The organism is Vibrio sp. 1562 (assembly GCF_033340155.1).
Classification (GTDB): Bacteria; Pseudomonadota; Gammaproteobacteria; order Enterobacterales; family Vibrionaceae; genus Vibrio; species Vibrio alginolyticus.
On sequence record NZ_JAWOVY010000005.1, the window covers coordinates 112550 to 130015 of the forward strand.

Sequence of the window (17466 nt, forward strand, 5' to 3'; positions counted from 1 at the left end):
TTGCTTTTTACCTTGCTACATTGTAAAACTGAAGCTAAAGACGTTAATGTAAACTATACCTTGATAGAAAGCTGCTCTAGAATAGCTATATCTCAACAAAATTAGATTTTACCTATGCGTGATCACCGTCCAACCTCGACTGAAGATGTTATTGCTGAGTCACAGTTCAAGCAGATTCAAGAACATGCTGGAGAAATCTTACAGCTTAACCAAGCTTTGCAAGAGGTCTTACCCACGGGGACGGCCGATCATTGCCGAGTAGCGAATGTTCGTAACGGCCATCTATTGATCGATGTCTCTAGTGCCGCGATCAAAATGAAGATCGATTACGATCGCCTCATGATCCTAAATAAACTTCGTACTCAAGGCTTTGCCAAGCTGATGAGCGTTGAAGTGAGGATCAATCCTTCACTATATCGAAACCGCTTTCAACAAGACGACAGACCTAAGCGTCCACCACTAACCGAATCTGCAGCAAAGTCATTAATGACGATTGCCGACATGGCGCCACCGAAAATTCAAGAGCGTTTAAAACGATTAGCCGATATGGCAGAAAAGGAAGATCGTAAGTGAACGTTATTTCAATATGCTGAAAGCTTGAATGTTATTGATAAATCCAGGATTAAAGCCAAATAGCAAAAAACCAGGCATAAGCCTGGTTTTTTATTAATTCTAATGCCAAGTATTTACGCAAGCACCATATTTGGTTCTGCGAATGCTACTGGTGAGCCGACTTCTTCTTCGAATGTAGTCCACTCCCACGCTTCCTGATCTGCAAGAACAGCACGTAACAGTTGGTTATTTAAACCGTGGCCAGATTTAAAGGCACGGAATTCACCAATGATTGGGTGGCCACACATGTAAAGGTCACCAATCGCATCCAACACTTTGTGAGTCACAAACTCATTTTCAAAGCGTAGACCTTCTTCATTAAGAATACGGTAATCATCCAAAACGATAGCATTGTCAAAACTACCACCCAAAACTAGGTTTTGAGATTGTAGATATTCGATATCACGCATAAAGCCAAACGTACGTGCTCGAGAAATCTCACGAACAAAGCCTTTTGACGAGAAATCAAACAGCAAACGTTGCTCGTCTGATTCAATCGCTGGGTGATTAAACTCAATTTCGAAGTCCATACGGAAGCCGTTAAATGGTACAAATTCTGCCCATTTATCACCATCTTCAAAACGAACTGGCTTTTTGATGCGGATGAAGCGTTTTGGCGCATTTTGCGTTTCGATACCTGCTTGTTGTAGCAAGTATACAAATGGGCTTGCACTACCATCCATGATCGGAATTTCAGGTGCGTCTACTTCGACAACAATGTTATCGATGCCCATACCAGCAAGTGCCGCATTCAAGTGCTCAACAGTTGAAATACGCACACCTTCATCGTTTACCAATGCAGTACAAAGCATGGTGTCACGAACCGAAGCTGGATCAGCTGGAAAATCTACAGGTGGATTTACATCTGTACGACGGTAAATGATACCTGTATTTGCAGCAGCCGGGCGCAGAGTAAGTGTGACTTTACGACCAGAGTGGAGACCCACACCAGTTGTTTTCACTATTTCTTTCAGAGTACGTTGTCTGATCATCTGCTTGCCTCTCAAAAATTTGCTACAAAACACGGCCGTCTGTAACGTCGACCGTGAATGCTACCATAATTTTGAGCCATGTCAAATTTATGGGTTAAAGATTAATCAGCCTGACGACGCAAAAATGCCGGTATATCTAAATAACCACTTTCCTTTTCTTGCTTTGGAGCCGCAGAACTTTGGCTCGACGAAGCTGGAGAAGAAGGAGCAGTGTTTGTCGGCTGAGGAGTTACCTGTGGCTTCTCTTGCACTTGATTATTTTGCAAGGTCTGTGCCGGTTTTTCTTCAGCTTGCGTTGCCGCTGCTTGTTGCTGTGGTTGAGCTTGCGGCGTCGGTGCCACTTTAGCTTTACCACCCGCAACTAGCGTGATATCTGGCTTTTTCTCATTACCAATACCTGTCGCTACAACTGTTACGCGGATTTCGTCAGTCATATCAGGGTCTAGAGAAGTACCGATAACAACAGTCGCATTGTCAGAAGCGAATGCCTTCACTGTATTACCAACCGTCTCAAACTCGTCAAGACGCATATCCAGACCAGCAGTAATATTGACAAGAACACCACGAGCGCCCGCTAGATCGATGTCTTCCAGAAGTGGGCTAGAAATTGCCATTTCAGCCGCTTCTTCAGCACGGTCTTCACCTTTGGCGATGCCGCTACCCATCATTGCGTGACCCATTTCAGACATTACAGTTCTTACGTCCGCAAAGTCGACGTTGATCATGCCAGGGCGAGTAATTAGCTCAGCAATACCTTGAACGGCATTCTTAAGAACATCGTTAGCGCTTGCAAAAGCTTCTAGTAGTGTTACACCACGACCAAGTACTTTAAGTAGCTTTTCGTTTGGAATCGTGATCAAAGAGTCAACATGCTTAGACAGCTCATCGATACCTTGCTCAGCAAATGCCAAACGCTTTTTACCTTCAAAACTAAACGGTTTAGTTACTACCGCTACTGTTAGAATGCCAAGCTCTTTAGCCACTTCAGCAATAACAGGCGCTGCACCAGTACCGGTACCGCCACCCATACCAGCTGCGATAAACACCATATCGGCGCCAGTCAGGGAATCTTTAATTCGATCTCTGTCTTCGAGAGCTGCGTCACGGCCAACCTGTGGATTAGCACCTGCACCCAGACCTTTAGTGATATCACCACCGATCTGAATAACATTGCCAACGCTTGTCTTACGAAGTGCTTGCGCATCAGTGTTGACGCTGATGAATTCCACACCTTCGATGGATTCACGCACCATGTGTTCAACGGCGTTACCACCGCCGCCACCAACCCCAACGACCTTGATTACTGCATCGTCAGACATTTCCATCATCGGTTCAAACATGTGTTGTCTCCGTTTATCCTGCAACTCAGGTTAAAACTCTTTTTGTATCCAGTTACGCAATTTATCGAAAAAGCCAGTTACAGATGAGCGTTTAGGTTCATTATAATCGCTATCGTCGCTAGACTGCATGTCTCTTGCGTAATGAAGTAATCCAACTGCCGTAGAATGGTACGGCTCTTTTACATAGTCAGTTAATCCGCTGACTTCGAGCGGTTTGCCGACCCTTACTTGATTGCGGAATACGCGTTCCGCACATTCTACCACTCCGTCCATTTGCGCAGCACCGCCGGTGAGTACAACTCCCGCAGCCAGATGGTGCTTGATACCCTCTTCGCGCAATTTTGCTTGTACAGAGTCGATAGTTTGGTTAACCAGTCCCATAAGCTCAGAGTAGCGTGGCTCAATCACTTCTGACAACGTTTGACGTTGCAGGCTACGTGATGGTCGTCCACCTACGCTTGGTACATTAACCGTGTCATCCTTACTGACCAGTTCACTCAAAGCACAGCCATATTTGACTTTTATTTCTTCAGCATCGCTCACTGGCGTGCCAAAAGCAAAAGCAATATCACTGGTTACAGCATTTCCTGCGTACGAAAATACTTCTGTGTGACGTAACGCACCGCCAGTCCAGATGGCCACATCCATCGTGCCGGCGCCAATATCAACCACACAAACTCCAAGCTCTCTTTCATCCTCGGTGATTACTGCATTACTAGCAGCAAGCCCAGAAAATACGAGTTGTTCTACTTTAAGGCCGCAGCGTTCTACCGCCTTAATAATGTTGCGTGCCATGTCATTATGGCATGAGATAAGGTGGACACTCACTTCCATTCTTACCCCAGATAAACCAAGCGGATTTTTGATTCCTTCTTGGTAATCAATGGTGAACTCTTGCGGGATCACATGAAGAATTCGCTGTTCATCACCGATTTTAATCGATTTTGCGGTATGGATAGCGCGATCCATGTCTTCTTGAGACACCTCTTCATCAGAAATCGTGCCCATACCTTTTTCAATTCGGCTTGCGATATGCTTACCAGACAACGAAATGAAGACTCGGCTGATCTGGCACTCTGCCATTAATTCAGCTTGATCAATTGCACGTTGTACTGATTTTACAACCGACTCCAAATCATTCACGCCACCTTTATCCATGCCACGTGAGGGGCTACTACCTGCGCCAATAATATTAATTTGACCGTCTGGTAAAACCTCACCCACTAGAGCCGATACGGTTGCAGTGCCTATATCAAGACCAACAATAATGTTGTCATCAGCGGCCTTAGTCATCTGTACTCTCTTCTAACTCTTGTTCAGGAAACCAACCAACTGCGGCTCCTGTATCGTACCTAAGATCGATATAACTGATTCTTTGCGTGTCACTGCCAAGCTTGTTATAGAGCTTAAAAAAGCGCTCTATACGCTCAAGAAGAGACTCTTTACCGAGCTCTAATCGAATACCGTTATCAAGGATGATTTGCCAAGCTCGTCGCTCGTTTAATACCAGAGACGATATCGCTAAACCCAATTGCTGAAACTTAGGACTCAAATCACGGTAAGTCTGTAAGACTTCCGGTCCGCTATCTTTGGGTCCGTACAGCTTCACTTTTTCTTCTTGCAACAGAGCAACATCTCCATCAAAAACGAACCCGTTTTTATCTAACAGTTCGTTGCCATTCCAAATGGCTTCTGGTTGATGCTCCGTCAAAAAAACTTTTACTGTATCCGGCCACTGCTTTCGGATTGCGGCATGCGCTACCCATGGCAGAGCTTCGACACTTTGCTGTAATACATCAATATCCTGAGACATAAATGTACCGATGTGATCAATTCGACTAAATGCAGCCTGCACATCGTCAGCTTGGACATACTCCAGTTTCCCCTGAAGTACTATTTTGGAGAGAGGTAACCTTTGGTCATCCCACATCCAACTGATCGCCGCGTACAAAACAGAACTAATTAAAGTCACAACCACAACGAAAAATAACGCACCCAAGATTTTTTCTTGGCGACCACGGTTGTTGCCCGTGTTTGGTCGCTCGTCATTCAGTGCAATATTCAACAACGTCTTCGTTTCCTGACTTTTGTCGTGTACTTTTTACCCATATAATTGCGCAGAGGTAAAAGTCTTGACTTTAACCTTGGGATTATACTGAGCTCTTGTAAACTATCAAACACTGATAGCAATAAATCACAATGATATTGACGCAAAATCGAGATCTGAGTCTTTATCTGTCCTTCGCATCAACAATATGTGTCAGCCAAGCATCTTGTTTATATTCAATTTAAGACCTGCCAGCTGTTTCGCCACTTTACCAATATCACCCGCACCTTGCGTTAAGATTAGGTCGCCGTCTTGTATAACGTTAGCTAAAACTGAAGGTAATTGCTCGATTTCTGGAACAAAAATCGGGTCTACCTTGCCTCGGCTGCGAATTGTGCGACATAAAGCGCGCCCATCAGCACCTGCAATCGGCTTTTCACCCGCTGCGTAAACATCCAGCATGATCAATACATCCACCTGTTCAAGCACATTCGCGAAATCATCGTATAAATCACGAGTACGGCTATAACGGTGCGGTTGGAAAATCATCACCAAACGCTTGTCTTGCCAACCACTGCGTGCTGCATTAATGGTTACATCCACTTCTGTTGGATGATGGCCGTAATCATCAACAAGCATTGCATGGCCGTTGCCAGTATCAAACTCGCCAAGGTGATCAAAACGTCTTCCCGTACCTTGCGTACCAGCCATTGCCTTTAGGATCGCATCGTCTTCAATGTCATCTTCAGTAGCAACCGCAATCGCAGCAGACGCATTCAATGCATTGTGACGACCTGGAATATTCAGCGTGATATCTAAGTTAGCTCGCCCTTTACGTACTACCGTAAATTTGCCTTGCTGCCCCTCTTGACGATAATCTTCAATACGTACGTCGGCATCTTCAGAAAAACCGTAAGTTATCACTTGACGACTAATACGTGGGATTAACTCTCGAACCACAGGATCGTCAATGCAAACAATTGCTTGGCCGTAAAACGGTAGATTATGAAGGAAATCGATGAAGGTTTGCTTTAAGGTTTCAAAGTCACCACCATAGGTATCCATATGATCGGCTTCGATATTGGTAACAATGCTCACCATTGGTTGCAAGTGCAGGAATGACGCGTCACTTTCATCTGCCTCTGCAATTAGAATACGACTCGAGCCTAGACGCGCATTTGTACCTGCGCTTTTCACCAAACCGCCATTCACAAACGTTGGATCAAGACCGGCTTCAGAATAGATTTGAGTAACAAGAGCGGTCGTCGTGGTTTTACCGTGTGTACCCGCAACGGCAATACCGTGACGGAATCGCATCAATTCAGCCAACATCTCTGCGCGGCGTACAATAGGGATGCGTAATTCACGTGCCGCCATCACTTCTGGGTTTTCTTCGTTGATCGCCGTTGACACAACAACCACACTGGCTTTTTCTACATTACTGGCTTGATGACCAATAAATACCGTCGCACCTTTTGATACCAAACGCTCTGTCACAGCGTTCTCTGATAGATCAGAACCTGTGATTTGGTAGCCTTCGTTCAACAGCACTTCTGCAATGCCGCTCATGCCCGCACCACCAATACCGATGAAGTGGATGGATTTCACGCGGCGCATCTCTGGCACCATTGCGCGAATCTGAGCTAAGTCTTGTGTATGTTGGATTGTCATCAATTCTATTCTCAATAATTCGGTTAACGCTTTTCGGTCAAAGCGACAATGACTTGTGCGACAACTCGGTCAGCATTCAATTTTGCAGCGCCACGCGCTTGCTCAGCCATTGTAAGTAAAGCTTGGCGATCCAATTGTTGGATCTGCAGAGTCAGAGACTCAACGGTTAAATCTGGTTGTTCAATCATTTTCGCCGCGCCGCAATCCACCAAGTGGTCTGCATTAAGTGCTTGCTGGCGGTCTTTGTGCATGAATGGAACAAAAATAGCGCCTACACCTGCCGCCGAGACTTCAGATACGGTTAACGCTCCAGAGCGACAAACTAAAAGGTCAGCCCATGCGTAAGCTTCTGCAACGTCATCAATGAATTCCATTACTTCTGCATTTACCACACCATTAGCTTGGTATGCTGCATTCACTTCTTCGGCGGCACCTTTACCCGCTTGATGACGAATACAGTAATCTTCGCCCAATTTCGACATCACTTCTGGCAGAGTTTGGTTAAGAATACGTGCGCCTTGGCTGCCACCCATCACCAAAATGCGAATTGGACCTTGGCGCTCTTGCATGCGCTCAGTTGGCGCTGCTAATTGAGTCACGTCTTCACGAACTGGGTTCCCAACCACTTCGGCATTTGGAAAAGCGCCTGGGAAAGCCTGAAAAACCTTCTTAGCGATTTTCGATAACCATTGGTTCGTTAAACCTGCTACTGCATTTTGTTCATGCAGAACAACAGGAATACCACTCATCCAAGCAGCAATACCACCCGGGCCGCTAACATAACCGCCCATACCAAGCACTGCGTCTGGCTGCCAGCGTTTCATGTGAGCACGAGCCTGCATAATGGCATTGATAATTTGAAATGGTGCTGCAAGAAGACGTTTAACGCCTTGACCTCGTAACCCTTTCACTTTGATAAAGTCGATTTCAATGCCATGTTTTGGCACCAAATCCGCTTCCATTCGATCCGCCGTACCTAACCAACGGATCTCCCAACCTTGTTCTTGAAGCTGTTTTGCTACCGCCAAACCTGGGAATACGTGACCGCCAGTACCACCAGCCATCACCATCAAACGTTTATTTTGTTTCATTAGCTTGTTGTTCTGATTGTTGTTGCTCGCGTTTCAAGCGGCATTCGTAATCGATACGCAGTAGTATGGACACTGCGACGGACATAATTATTAGACTAGAACCACCATAACTGATGAGTGGAAGTGTTAAACCTTTAGTTGGAACAATACCGGCGGCAGCTCCAACATTAACCAAGGTTTGAAACGCAAACCAAATACCAATTCCGAAAGCCAGATAACCTCCGAACATTTCGCCTTCTTCAAATGCACGCTTGCCGATGTAAACCGCTTTTAGCACCAAGCTAAAAATCAGCATTAAGACCAGCACTACGCCTACGAAACCAAGCTCTTCAGCAAGTACGGCAAACACAAAGTCGGTATGCGCTTCCGGTAGATATTCCAGTTTTTGAATTGAATTACCGAGACCTTGTCCGAACCATTCACCACGACCAAACGCCATCAAAGACTGAGTCAACTGATAGCCACTGCCAAATGGATCTTCCCACGGGTCAAGGAAGGAGGTTACTCGTCGCATACGGTATGGCTCGACGAGAATCAAACCTACCACAGCGCCGATACCTGCCACCATCAAGGCGAGAAACTGGGTTAGTTTTGCACCTGCGATAAAAAGCATGCCAAACAGCGTGACCAGCATCACGACGACCGTCCCCAAGTCTGGCTGACCAAGTAGTAATACTGCGAAGAAGGCAAACACCATGATTGGCTTCATAAAGCCACCAAAGAACGTTTGTCGTACTTCGTCTTGCTTTCGAACTAAGTAACCAGACATGAAGATAAACAGCGATAGCTTCGCGACTTCCGCTGGCTGAAGGTTAAACAGCCCAAGGGGAATCCAACGAGACGCACCATTAACCGACTTACCCGCCAAGAGCACGATGATCAACAGTGCGAAAGAAGCCCAAAGTAAGTAATGGCTCTTCTTAAACCACTCTTGCAAAGGCACTTGCAAAATAACAGCGGAGGTCCCTAACGCCAGCACGAGAAACGTCGCATGACGAAACATAAAGTGGAACGGCTGTTCCGTTAATCGAGAGCTGATTGGAAATGATGCAGAGGTTACCATGACCAAACCAGTCAACATCAAACCCAGTGCAATCCACACTAACTGGCGATCAAACATCGCCTCTGGGGCTGGATGCTTGAGCCAATTGCCAATACTGCGTTTAACGTTACCTAAACCCACGAAGTGTGTAACCTTTAATTATGCATATTTCTGAGCAAGAGCAGCGAAAGCATCACCTCTTGCCATAAAGTTGTCGAATTGATCAAAGCTAGCACATGCAGGAGACAGCATCACCATATCACCTGGTTTTAACTGCGAAGATACTTGTTGAATCACATCTTCCATAGTGTCGAAACGTATTGCAGATTCATGCAGTGGCATAAATTCATCGCCATCAGCGCCAAAGCAACACAGTTGCAAGTTAAGCGTCGCGAAGATCGGTTTTAATGGCGAGAAGTCAGCACCTTTGCCAACACCACCAACGAGTAAGTAGAGCTTGCCTGTCGATTCCAAACCAGATAGCGCAGCCATAGTGCTGGCAATATTAGTTGCTTTAGAGTCATTCACCCATTTGACGCCTTGATTATCCGCAACCACCTGGCATCGGTGTGTCAGTCCCGTGTAATTTTTAAGTGCATTCAATGCTTTGTGATAGTTTACGTCCGCAGCTTTTAATAGCGCTAAAGCAACCAGAGCGTTAGATAAGTTGTGCTTACCAACCAACTTAATCTCATCACTTGCGACAACTCGTTGACCGTGATCGAGCAGCCAAGTACGGTTGCCATCCACCTCGAGACCAAGGTCCTGATTGTCGCTGCCAAATGTCACCAATGGCATCTCTGCGTCTGGGAAGGTGTCTTGATCATCACGGTTCACGACCGCAAGAGCAGCATGGTTAAAAATACGCAACTTGGCTTGTCGATAGTCAGACATGCCTTGATAACGATCCATATGATCTTCAGAAAGATTCAGAAACGCAGCGGCTTTGAGCTTTAAGCTTGACGTCGTTTCTAACTGGAAGCTCGAGAGTTCGAGTACATATAGGTCTGCGTCTTGTTCTAACAAGTCCAGAGCAGGCACACCGATGTTACCACCAACGCCAACATCCAAACCTGCAGCCTTAGCCATCACACCTGTGAGGTCGGTTACTGTGCTCTTACCGTTTGAGCCCGTAATCGCAATCACCGGTTTCTGCACCGCCCAAGCGAATAACTCGATATCACCTACTACTGCCGTACCTTTTGCTAATACGGCTTGGATCTCTGGTGTCGCTAGCGCAATACCAGGGTTGGTCACGATAAGATCCGCGTCAGAAAGCCAGTCCGTATTCCAACCACCACTATGCAGTTGAACACTTTCCGGCAAGCGCTCTGCACCTGGAGGGTTTACACGAGTATCAATGACTTTGACCACAAGTTGTGGCTGATTTTTTCTTAGGTGTTTAACGACAGAGAGCCCGGTAATACCGAGCCCTACGACGACAACACTATGTATGTTTTGCCAACGTTCCATATTTGATCACACTGTAAATCTTATTCTTGGAAAGTGCGATTAACGCACTTTCAATGTCGCAAGACCAATCAGAACAAGAACCATAGAAATAATCCAGAAGCGCACGATTACACGAGGTTCTGGCCAACCTTTCAATTCGTAGTGGTGGTGAATTGGTGCCATACGGAAAATGCGCTGACCACGTAATTTGTAAGAACCTACCTGTAGGATGACTGATAGCGTTTCCATCACAAATACGCCACCCATGATCACCAACACCAACTCTTGACGAACTAGAACAGCAATGGTGCCCAATGCCCCGCCAAGCGCTAGTGAACCTACATCGCCCATGAACACTTGTGCTGGGTAAGTGTTAAACCACAAGAAACCAAGGCCTGCACCTACGATTGCTGTACATACGACAACTAACTCAGAAGCATGTGGTAAGTATGGTATATGAAGGTATTCAGAGAAGTTAACGTTACCGGTCGCCCATGCAATAACCGCGAAGCCTGCTGCAACAAGAACCGTTGGCATGATTGCCAAACCGTCTAGACCATCAGTCAGGTTAACCGCGTTACTTGTACCTACAATGACAAAGTAAGTCAGAATGATATACATCAAACCAAGCTGCGGCATGATGTCTTTAAAGAATGGCACCACTAGCTGAGTTGCTGCTGTGTCTTTACCGTAAGCATACAATGCGAAAGCGACGACAAACGCGATCAACGACTGCCAGAAGTACTTCCAACGCGCGATCAAGCCATCGGTATTTTTGCGTACCACTTTACGATAATCATCAACAAATCCGACCGCACCGTAGCCAAGTAAGACTGTCAGCACCGCCCATACGTAAGGGTTGGATAAGTCTGTCCATAGCAAAATCGTGATTGAGATGGCCGCTAAGATCATGATACCGCCCATTGTTGGGGTACCACGCTTACTAAAGTGAGATTCAGGACCTTCGTTACGCACTACCTGACCAATTTGCAGCATTTGCAAACGCTTGATCATGATTGGTCCCATCCATAATGACAGACCTAGAGCGGTTAATACGCTTAGGATTGCTCGAAAAGACAAGTATTCAAACAATCGGAAAAAAGACAGGTATGGCTGTAGCAGCTCGGCAAGCCAAATAATCATTAATAATACTCCTTCAAAGCAGCAGCGACTTCAAACATACGTGCACCGTTCGCTCCTTTCACCAATATCGTATGGTTTTCAGGAACGGCTTGGTCTAGATGCTGCTTGATGTATTCAATCATCTCTTGGTGCGTCTCAAAATGAATGCCTTGGCAAAGATCACTGATCACCTTGGCGTCTGCACCATATGTGAGAACATGTTCAAATTTTTGTGGGGCAGCATGTTCCCCGACTTGACGATGAAGTGCAAGACTTTCCTCGCCCAATTCCGCCATATTACCTAAAATCAGCCAGCGTTGACCTGGGAAAGCGGCCAATAAATCAACTGCCGCTTTCATGGCTGGCACGCTCGCGTTGTAGCTGTCGTCAATCAATTTTATCTTTTCGCTCAGCGCTTCAACCTCGACGCGACCTTTCACTTTGTTCAAATGTTTAAGGCCAGCGCGAACCTCTTCTAATGTGGCGCCCATTTGTAACGCAATAATAGAAGCAGCGATCGCATTCGCAACGTTGTGTTGACCTATAATACCCAGAGACAGTTCAATTTCTTGTGAGCTTGCTGCGATATGTAAGTCAAAGCTTGCTTCACCTGCGGCGTTCAATACGATGTTAGAAGCGAAGAAGTCTGCATCAGTATTACTTTGTGAAAAAGTAATGACTTTCTTATCTGCTAACACTTCATCCCACTTGGCTTCACCATTGCTGTCTAGGTTAACAATCGCAATACCACCAGCTGAAAGGCCTTGGTAGATTTCACCTTTGGCTTGTTTCACGCCATCGATAGAACCAAAGCCTTCAAGGTGAGCGGCTGCTACATTGTTCACTAACGCGATATCTGGTTTTACTAACTGAGTCGTGTAAGCAATTTCACCTATATGGTTAGCACCAAGCTCAATCACGGCATAATCATCATCCTGCTGTGAGCGTAATAATGTCAACGGAACACCAATATCATTATTGAAGTTACCCGCCGTGAATAGCACTTTGCCTTTCAATTGCAGGATACTCGCAACCATTTCTTTTACGGTCGTTTTACCGCAACTTCCGGTGATGGCAACGGTAGGTGTTTGGCATGCTTGATGCACCCAAGAAGCAAATTCACCCAATGCAAGTTTGGTATCCGACACCACAATTTGCGGCACATTCACATCTAAGCGTTTTTCCACGAGTAAAGCACCGGCACCTGCATCTACCGCTTGTTGGCAAAAGTTGTGCGCATCAAAGCGCTCCCCTATTAACGCCACAAATAGAGCCCCACGCTCAATCGCTCGTGTATCAGTAGAAACCGCGTCGATAAGTAGATCGTCGCCGAATCGCTCGCCACGTGTGATGTCTGCAATTTGAGATAACGTTACTTTGATCATGAGGTCAATCCTAAAAGTTGCATTGCGGACTCGCGGTCGGAGTAATGAATCGTTTCGCCATTACGAATCTGATAATCTTCATGGCCCTTTCCAGCTAACAAGATAATGTCGTTTGGCGAAGCATTTTCAATGGCATAAGACAGTGCTTTGAAGCGGTCATGCTGAACAATCGCTTCAGCAGGTTTTGACAGCCCAGCTAACATGTCTTTCACAATCTGAACCGGGTCTTCGCTGCGTGGGTTATCGTCAGTCAACACCACTCTGTCGCCTAGACGCTCTGCAATTTCCGCCATCATTGGGCGCTTACCTGCATCGCGATCGCCACCGCAGCCAAAAATAGCCCACAGCTGGCCTTCACAATGAACTCGTAAAGCTTGCAGCGCTTTTTCTAAAGCATCAGGAGTATGGGCATAATCAACCACGACTTTGGCACGATCCTCAGTTTGGAATAACTCCATTCGGCCGAGTACAGGTTGCAGTTGACCTGCGGTTTCGAGTAACGCTTGTTTCTCTTTACCTAAGCTTAATAAGGTCGCAAAAGCGAGCATTAAGTTGGTTGCATTAAACTCACCAATCAATGGCGCGTGCAATTCACCTGAGCCAAATTTACCATCGAACTTAATAGTAATCCCTGACTCCGCGTAACTGACTTCCGTCGCCCAAATTGCGCTTTCAAATTCAGTATTCGGTTTGAGCGAAACAGCGACCGCATTACTTAACTGCGACGCCCATTGATGACCTACTTCATCATCAACATTGATAATGGCACGTTCACATTGGTGTTGCGTGAACAACCCAAGCTTTGCATTGGCATACTCTTCCATCGTGCCATGGTAATCAAGATGGTCACGACTTAAGTTAGTAAACACGCCCGCCGCAAATGATAATGCTTTGACACGACCTTGCGTCAGGCCATGGGAAGATACTTCTAGCGCGGTGTATGTGGCTTGTTGATTTGCGAGAGAGGAGAGCGTTTTCTGAATTTCAACGGCATTCCCCGTTGTATTCGCAGCTTGTTGCAAGTTATTGAGGAAGCCATTTCCTGTTGTTCCCATTACCGCCGCTTTATGGTCAAGCAGTTCTAGCCATTGCGCTATTAACTGGGTAATGGTGGTTTTGCCGTTGGTGCCGGTGACACCAATCAAATCCATATCAGGGTAAGCATAAAGCTTTCCAGCAATTGCGGATAAACGTTGGTCCAACCTATCAATGTAAATGACGGGAACATCATCAATGATTTCCACCGTACCATGTGTTTTGACATCGCAGGCTTGCGCCAGGGCTGCATTTGCACCTTGCTCAATTGCAGAGGCAATGAATTTACGCCCATCCACAACATGGCCAATCACTGCTACAAACGTGGTTCCAGGTTGAACTCTTCGGCTGTCGAGCTCCAATTCAGAAACAAGAACGGACGATAAGCTAGGGCAATCCACCCAAGGGGAAAGCAGCACGTCCATACTGATGGCTTTAGTCATATTTGTTCTCCGAGCTTTGGCTCAGGTTTTCTTAATTTTGTTTGCTCAGTAAACCACAGGGCTTACTGTTGGAATTTGTTTTCGTCAGGTGCAACATTGAGTATTTGTAGCGCGCCTTTCATGATTTCAGAGAAGACAGGAGACGCTACCGAACCACCATAGTAGTCATCGCCTTGAGGCTCGTTTACGATCACTACTAAAGCAATTCGCGGATCGCTAACCGGAGCAAGCCCAGCCGTGTAGGTGATGTACTCGTCGCTGTACCCACCGGCAGAAGCTTTACGTGATGTACCCGTTTTCGCTCCTACTCGATAACCAGGAACTGCCGCTCTGCGAGCCGAGCCCCCTTTTTGAGTTACGGTTTCCAACATGTCTAATACTTGACGCGCATACTTCGCACTCACCACTTGACGTGACATGTCATGATCATTGCTTTCAATAATATGAATAGGCTCGTATTTGCCAAGGTTTCCAAGCGTCGCATAAGCATGGGCTAGCTGGATTGGTGTAATTGATAGACCGTAACCAAACGCAATCGTGGCGCGCTCAATTGGCGACCAACGAGTTCGTGTAGGAAAAATACCCGTCACTTCCCCAACTAGGTTTAGGCCAGAAAGCTCACCAAAACCCACTGAACTGTACAGCCCAAGAAGCGCCTCTACCGGCATTTGCATTGCTAGCTTCGTCACACCGATATTACTCGACTTTTTAAGGATCGTGGTCAAGCTCGCTTTGCCTACGCGAGAGACATCTCTGACTCGACTACCACCTAAACGTAGAACACCATTACCGGTATCTACGATGGTATCTTTATCGGCTATCCCATTTTCTAAGGCGGCTAAAATAACGAAAGGCTTAATGGTCGAACCGGGCTCCATTGAGTCCGTGATCACTCGGTTACGCATTTGATAGCTTTGCCAATCGCTACGATTGTTAGGGTTGTAAGAAGGAGCATTAACCATGGCCAATACGGCGCCCGTTTTTACATCCAACATGACAACGGAACCTGAAGTGGCGCGGTGGTCCGCAACGGCTTGCTTAATCGCACGATACGCAATCGCCTGTAGGCGCTGATCGATGGTTAACTGAAGTGATTTACCTTCTTGCTTGTCTTGCCAAGCAATGTTTTCCACAACACGACCATAACGGTCTTTACGAATAGTTTTCTTACCCGCCGCGCCAGTGAGCCACTCATCGTAGCTACGCTCCACACCTTCTAGGCCATGCCCGTCAATGCCTGTTACACCGACTAAGTGAGCACTAACCTCACCTGCAGGATAATAACGACGAGATTCCGACTTAAGGCCAACACCTGGCAGCTTTAGCTCACGAATATAGTTCGCCATGGCCGGACTGACCTGGCGCTGCAAGTAGATAAAGCGGCGTTTTTCATTGCGCTTGATTTTGTCTATTAACCCTTGTCGGTCAATACCAAGAACATCCGCTAATGCATGCCAACTTTTGGTCTGGCTTAACGCGTTTTCTTTAAATATCGTGGCAGGATCTGCCCAAACCGCCTCAACCGGTACACTGACAGCAAGCGGCTCACCATTTCGATCCGAAATAATACCGCGAGCAGAAGGAATGGATTTAACACGAACCGAACGTAGGTCACCTTGTTTAATCAGGTTATCTGGCTCAATGATTTGGATGTAGGCTACGCGTGCCACCAAAAGGGCAAATGCACAAAAAACAAAAAACAGTAATAGATGGAAGCGCCAACGAATCAAGAAAGATTCTTCGACCGCCACTTTCACTGCTTTGTTATCGGTTTTCTTATCCCCCGTAGCCGCTTTCTCTTTTGCTACAGGTTTACGCTTATTGGCTTGTTTCGTGTTGGATTTTTTTCTAATCATTTGAGCGTGACAACCACTTCTTTATCGCCATCAGGTCGTTTCATTTCAAGTTCTTTTTTGGCAAGGTCTTGAACACGACTGTGTTCCGCGAGGGCAGTTTCTTCCAACATTAAGTTACGCCATTCGCTATCTAATCGTTCTCGTTCAACCAACGTATGGTCTTTCTCGGTGATCGCTTGACGCGCATGGTGGGTAGCAAATACCACTCCCATTGCCGATGCCACGATCAATAGCAACAACAGTAATGGCCAGCGACCAACAGTGAGGAGATCCGTTGCAATCAACTTAGCAAGATTAGGAGTGGATTTCGTCATAATAATTAAAGCTTTTCTGCAATTCTTAACACAGAGCTGCGCGAACGAGGGTTCATTTCAATTTCTTGTTTGCTTGGTTTAATCGCTTTGCTCACCGCTTTCATATTCGCACTACCAAGAGCACGAATTTGCTCTTCCGTCATTGGAATACCGTGTGGCACTTCAGGCCCTTTGCTCTCTTTACGGATAAAACGTTTGACCATACGGTCTTCCAGAGAGTGGAAGCTAATCACAGATAAACGGCCTTCAGGAGCAAGAATGCTCGCCGCGCCTTTAAGTGCCGTATCAATTTCTTCTAACTCACTGTTGATGTAAATACGAAAAGCCTGGAAAGCACGAGTCGCAGGGTGTTTTTTCTCTTTAAAACTTTTCGGTGCGGCATCTGAAATCAATTTTGCCAGCTGACCAGTGCGAACCATTGGCTCATTTTCTTCATCTTCACGGTAGGCAACAATCGCTTTTGCAATACGGCGCGCATGTTTATCTTCCCCAAACTCGCGAATGACCCAAGTGATATCATCGAGGTCTGCTTCCATCAACCATTGAGATACTGGAACACCTGATGTCGGGTCCATACGCATATCTAGCGGACCGTCTTTCATAAAGCTAAAGCCACGCTCTGCGTCGTCTAACTGAGGAGAAGAAACGCCTAAATCCAGCAGAACACCATCCACTTTTCCAACTAGCCCATACTCTTCAGCATACTCAGCAATACCAGAAAATGGACCATGAATAATGGTGAAGCGAGGGTCATTGATTTTGCCTGCCTCAGCGATCGCTTGAGGGTCACGGTCGATACTGTACAGTCGGCCATTTTCACCGAGTTTAGATAGAATTGTCCGGCTGTGACCGCCACGGCCAAATGTTCCATCAATATAGACGCCGTCTGGTTTGATAGCTAAGCCATCAATGGATTCATTTAATAACACGGAAATATGTTGGAAGGTTTCGGTCATAGCTTTCTCGTTGAATGATCTTGAGGCGATTCTTTAGTGTACTGATTTCCTACATCATCGCCACCACAAGTCTAAAGTTAGACGTGATTTACGCCAAGTTTATTGGTA

At 46.2% G+C, this 17466-nt stretch carries 15 protein-coding genes; 1 reads left to right on the forward strand and 14 read right to left on the reverse strand.

Annotated elements, in window-relative coordinates; genetic code table 11:
- Window positions 1-114: 114 nt before the first annotated feature.
- On the forward strand, window positions 115-573 hold the full coding sequence (locus R7Z49_RS07130; RefSeq protein ID WP_033906094.1) for a DUF721 domain-containing protein: 459 nt from the start codon (window positions 115-117) through the stop codon (window positions 571-573).
- 113 nt (window positions 574-686) lie between these two features.
- Here the strand turns inward: R7Z49_RS07130 and lpxC are convergent, their stop codons facing one another.
- The 14 genes from lpxC to rsmH all read right to left on the reverse strand — a co-directional run bounded on the left by lpxC (window position 687) and on the right by rsmH (window position 17358).
- Window positions 687-1604: a UDP-3-O-acyl-N-acetylglucosamine deacetylase gene (lpxC, locus tag R7Z49_RS07135; RefSeq protein ID WP_005381871.1), complete on the reverse strand. Its 918-nt coding sequence runs from the start codon at window positions 1602-1604 to the stop codon at window positions 687-689.
- Window positions 1605-1705: 101 nt separating this feature from the next.
- Complete coding sequence (gene ftsZ, locus R7Z49_RS07140) at window positions 1706-2944, reverse strand: cell division protein FtsZ (RefSeq protein WP_017633617.1); 1239 nt, start codon at window positions 2942-2944, stop codon at window positions 1706-1708.
- A gap of 30 nt (window positions 2945-2974) precedes the next feature.
- Window positions 2975-4237, reverse strand: a complete 1263-nt coding sequence (ftsA, locus tag R7Z49_RS07145; protein ID WP_005372946.1) for a cell division protein FtsA — start codon at window positions 4235-4237, stop codon at window positions 2975-2977.
- Window positions 4230-5012, reverse strand: coding sequence for a cell division protein FtsQ/DivIB (locus R7Z49_RS07150; protein ID WP_005387393.1), 783 nt, complete (start codon window positions 5010-5012; stop codon window positions 4230-4232). The genes ftsA and R7Z49_RS07150 overlap by 8 nt, the downstream gene beginning before the upstream one ends.
- A 192-nt stretch (window positions 5013-5204) precedes the next feature.
- Window positions 5205-6662 (reverse strand): UDP-N-acetylmuramate--L-alanine ligase, encoded by a 1458-nt coding sequence (murC, locus tag R7Z49_RS07155; protein ID WP_005387395.1) that lies wholly within the window; start codon window positions 6660-6662, stop codon window positions 5205-5207.
- Between the two features lie 23 nt (window positions 6663-6685).
- Window positions 6686-7753 carry an undecaprenyldiphospho-muramoylpentapeptide beta-N-acetylglucosaminyltransferase gene (murG, locus tag R7Z49_RS07160; protein WP_186584465.1) on the reverse strand — a complete coding sequence of 356 codons (1068 nt, stop codon included), beginning with the start codon at window positions 7751-7753 and terminating at the stop codon, window positions 6686-6688.
- Complete coding sequence (gene ftsW, locus R7Z49_RS07165; RefSeq protein ID WP_005372933.1) at window positions 7740-8936, reverse strand: cell division protein FtsW; 1197 nt, start codon at window positions 8934-8936, stop codon at window positions 7740-7742. The genes murG and ftsW overlap by 14 nt, the downstream gene beginning before the upstream one ends.
- An 18-nt stretch (window positions 8937-8954) precedes the next feature.
- A complete protein-coding gene (murD, locus tag R7Z49_RS07170; RefSeq protein WP_318111495.1) occupies window positions 8955-10268 on the reverse strand; it encodes a UDP-N-acetylmuramoyl-L-alanine--D-glutamate ligase in 1314 nt (437 codons plus the stop codon).
- A 39-nt stretch (window positions 10269-10307) separates the two neighbouring features.
- Complete coding sequence (mraY, locus tag R7Z49_RS07175) at window positions 10308-11390, reverse strand: phospho-N-acetylmuramoyl-pentapeptide-transferase (protein WP_005372931.1); 1083 nt, start codon at window positions 11388-11390, stop codon at window positions 10308-10310.
- On the reverse strand, window positions 11390-12754 hold the full coding sequence (locus tag R7Z49_RS07180) for a UDP-N-acetylmuramoyl-tripeptide--D-alanyl-D-alanine ligase (RefSeq protein WP_213908104.1): 1365 nt from the start codon (window positions 12752-12754) through the stop codon (window positions 11390-11392). Before R7Z49_RS07180 ends, mraY begins: the two co-directional genes overlap by 1 nt.
- On the reverse strand, window positions 12751-14232 hold the full coding sequence (gene murE / locus R7Z49_RS07185; RefSeq protein WP_054578500.1) for a UDP-N-acetylmuramoyl-L-alanyl-D-glutamate--2,6-diaminopimelate ligase: 1482 nt from the start codon (window positions 14230-14232) through the stop codon (window positions 12751-12753). Before murE ends, R7Z49_RS07180 begins: the two co-directional genes overlap by 4 nt.
- A 62-nt stretch (window positions 14233-14294) precedes the next feature.
- Window positions 14295-16088 carry a penicillin-binding transpeptidase domain-containing protein gene (locus tag R7Z49_RS07190; RefSeq protein ID WP_086046525.1) on the reverse strand — a complete coding sequence of 598 codons (1794 nt, stop codon included), beginning with the start codon at window positions 16086-16088 and terminating at the stop codon, window positions 14295-14297.
- Window positions 16085-16402, reverse strand: a complete 318-nt coding sequence (gene ftsL / locus R7Z49_RS07195) for a cell division protein FtsL (protein ID WP_005372920.1) — start codon at window positions 16400-16402, stop codon at window positions 16085-16087. The genes R7Z49_RS07190 and ftsL overlap by 4 nt, the downstream gene beginning before the upstream one ends.
- A 5-nt stretch (window positions 16403-16407) precedes the next feature.
- On the reverse strand, window positions 16408-17358 hold the full coding sequence (gene rsmH, locus R7Z49_RS07200) for a 16S rRNA (cytosine(1402)-N(4))-methyltransferase RsmH (RefSeq protein WP_005372918.1): 951 nt from the start codon (window positions 17356-17358) through the stop codon (window positions 16408-16410).
- Window positions 17359-17466: the final 108 nt, after the last annotated feature.

Excerpts from the sequence above, each read along its gene's own strand:
- ftsL (WP_005372920.1), bottom strand. The coding sequence starts at position 16,402 with ATGACGAAATCCACTCCTAATCTTGCTAAGTTGATTGCAACGGATCTC.
- ftsA (WP_005372946.1), bottom strand. The coding sequence starts at position 4,237 with ATGACTAAGGCCGCTGATGACAACATTATTGTTGGTCTTGATATAGGC.
- murC (WP_005387395.1), bottom strand. The coding sequence starts at position 6,662 with ATGACAATCCAACATACACAAGACTTAGCTCAGATTCGCGCAATGGTG.
- rsmH (WP_005372918.1), bottom strand. The coding sequence starts at position 17,358 with ATGACCGAAACCTTCCAACATATTTCCGTGTTATTAAATGAATCCATT.
- R7Z49_RS07130 (WP_033906094.1), top strand. The coding sequence starts at position 115 with ATGCGTGATCACCGTCCAACCTCGACTGAAGATGTTATTGCTGAGTCA.
- mraY (WP_005372931.1), bottom strand. The coding sequence starts at position 11,390 with ATGATTATTTGGCTTGCCGAGCTGCTACAGCCATACCTGTCTTTTTTC.
- murD (WP_318111495.1), bottom strand. The coding sequence starts at position 10,268 with ATGGAACGTTGGCAAAACATACATAGTGTTGTCGTCGTAGGGCTCGGT.
- murE (WP_054578500.1), bottom strand. The coding sequence starts at position 14,232 with ATGACTAAAGCCATCAGTATGGACGTGCTGCTTTCCCCTTGGGTGGAT.
- murG (WP_186584465.1), bottom strand. The coding sequence starts at position 7,753 with ATGAAACAAAATAAACGTTTGATGGTGATGGCTGGTGGTACTGGCGGT.
- ftsZ (WP_017633617.1), bottom strand. The coding sequence starts at position 2,944 with ATGTTTGAACCGATGATGGAAATGTCTGACGATGCAGTAATCAAGGTC.
- R7Z49_RS07180 (WP_213908104.1), bottom strand. The coding sequence starts at position 12,754 with ATGATCAAAGTAACGTTATCTCAAATTGCAGACATCACACGTGGCGAG.
- lpxC (WP_005381871.1), bottom strand. The coding sequence starts at position 1,604 with ATGATCAGACAACGTACTCTGAAAGAAATAGTGAAAACAACTGGTGTG.
- R7Z49_RS07190 (WP_086046525.1), bottom strand. The coding sequence starts at position 16,088 with ATGATTAGAAAAAAATCCAACACGAAACAAGCCAATAAGCGTAAACCT.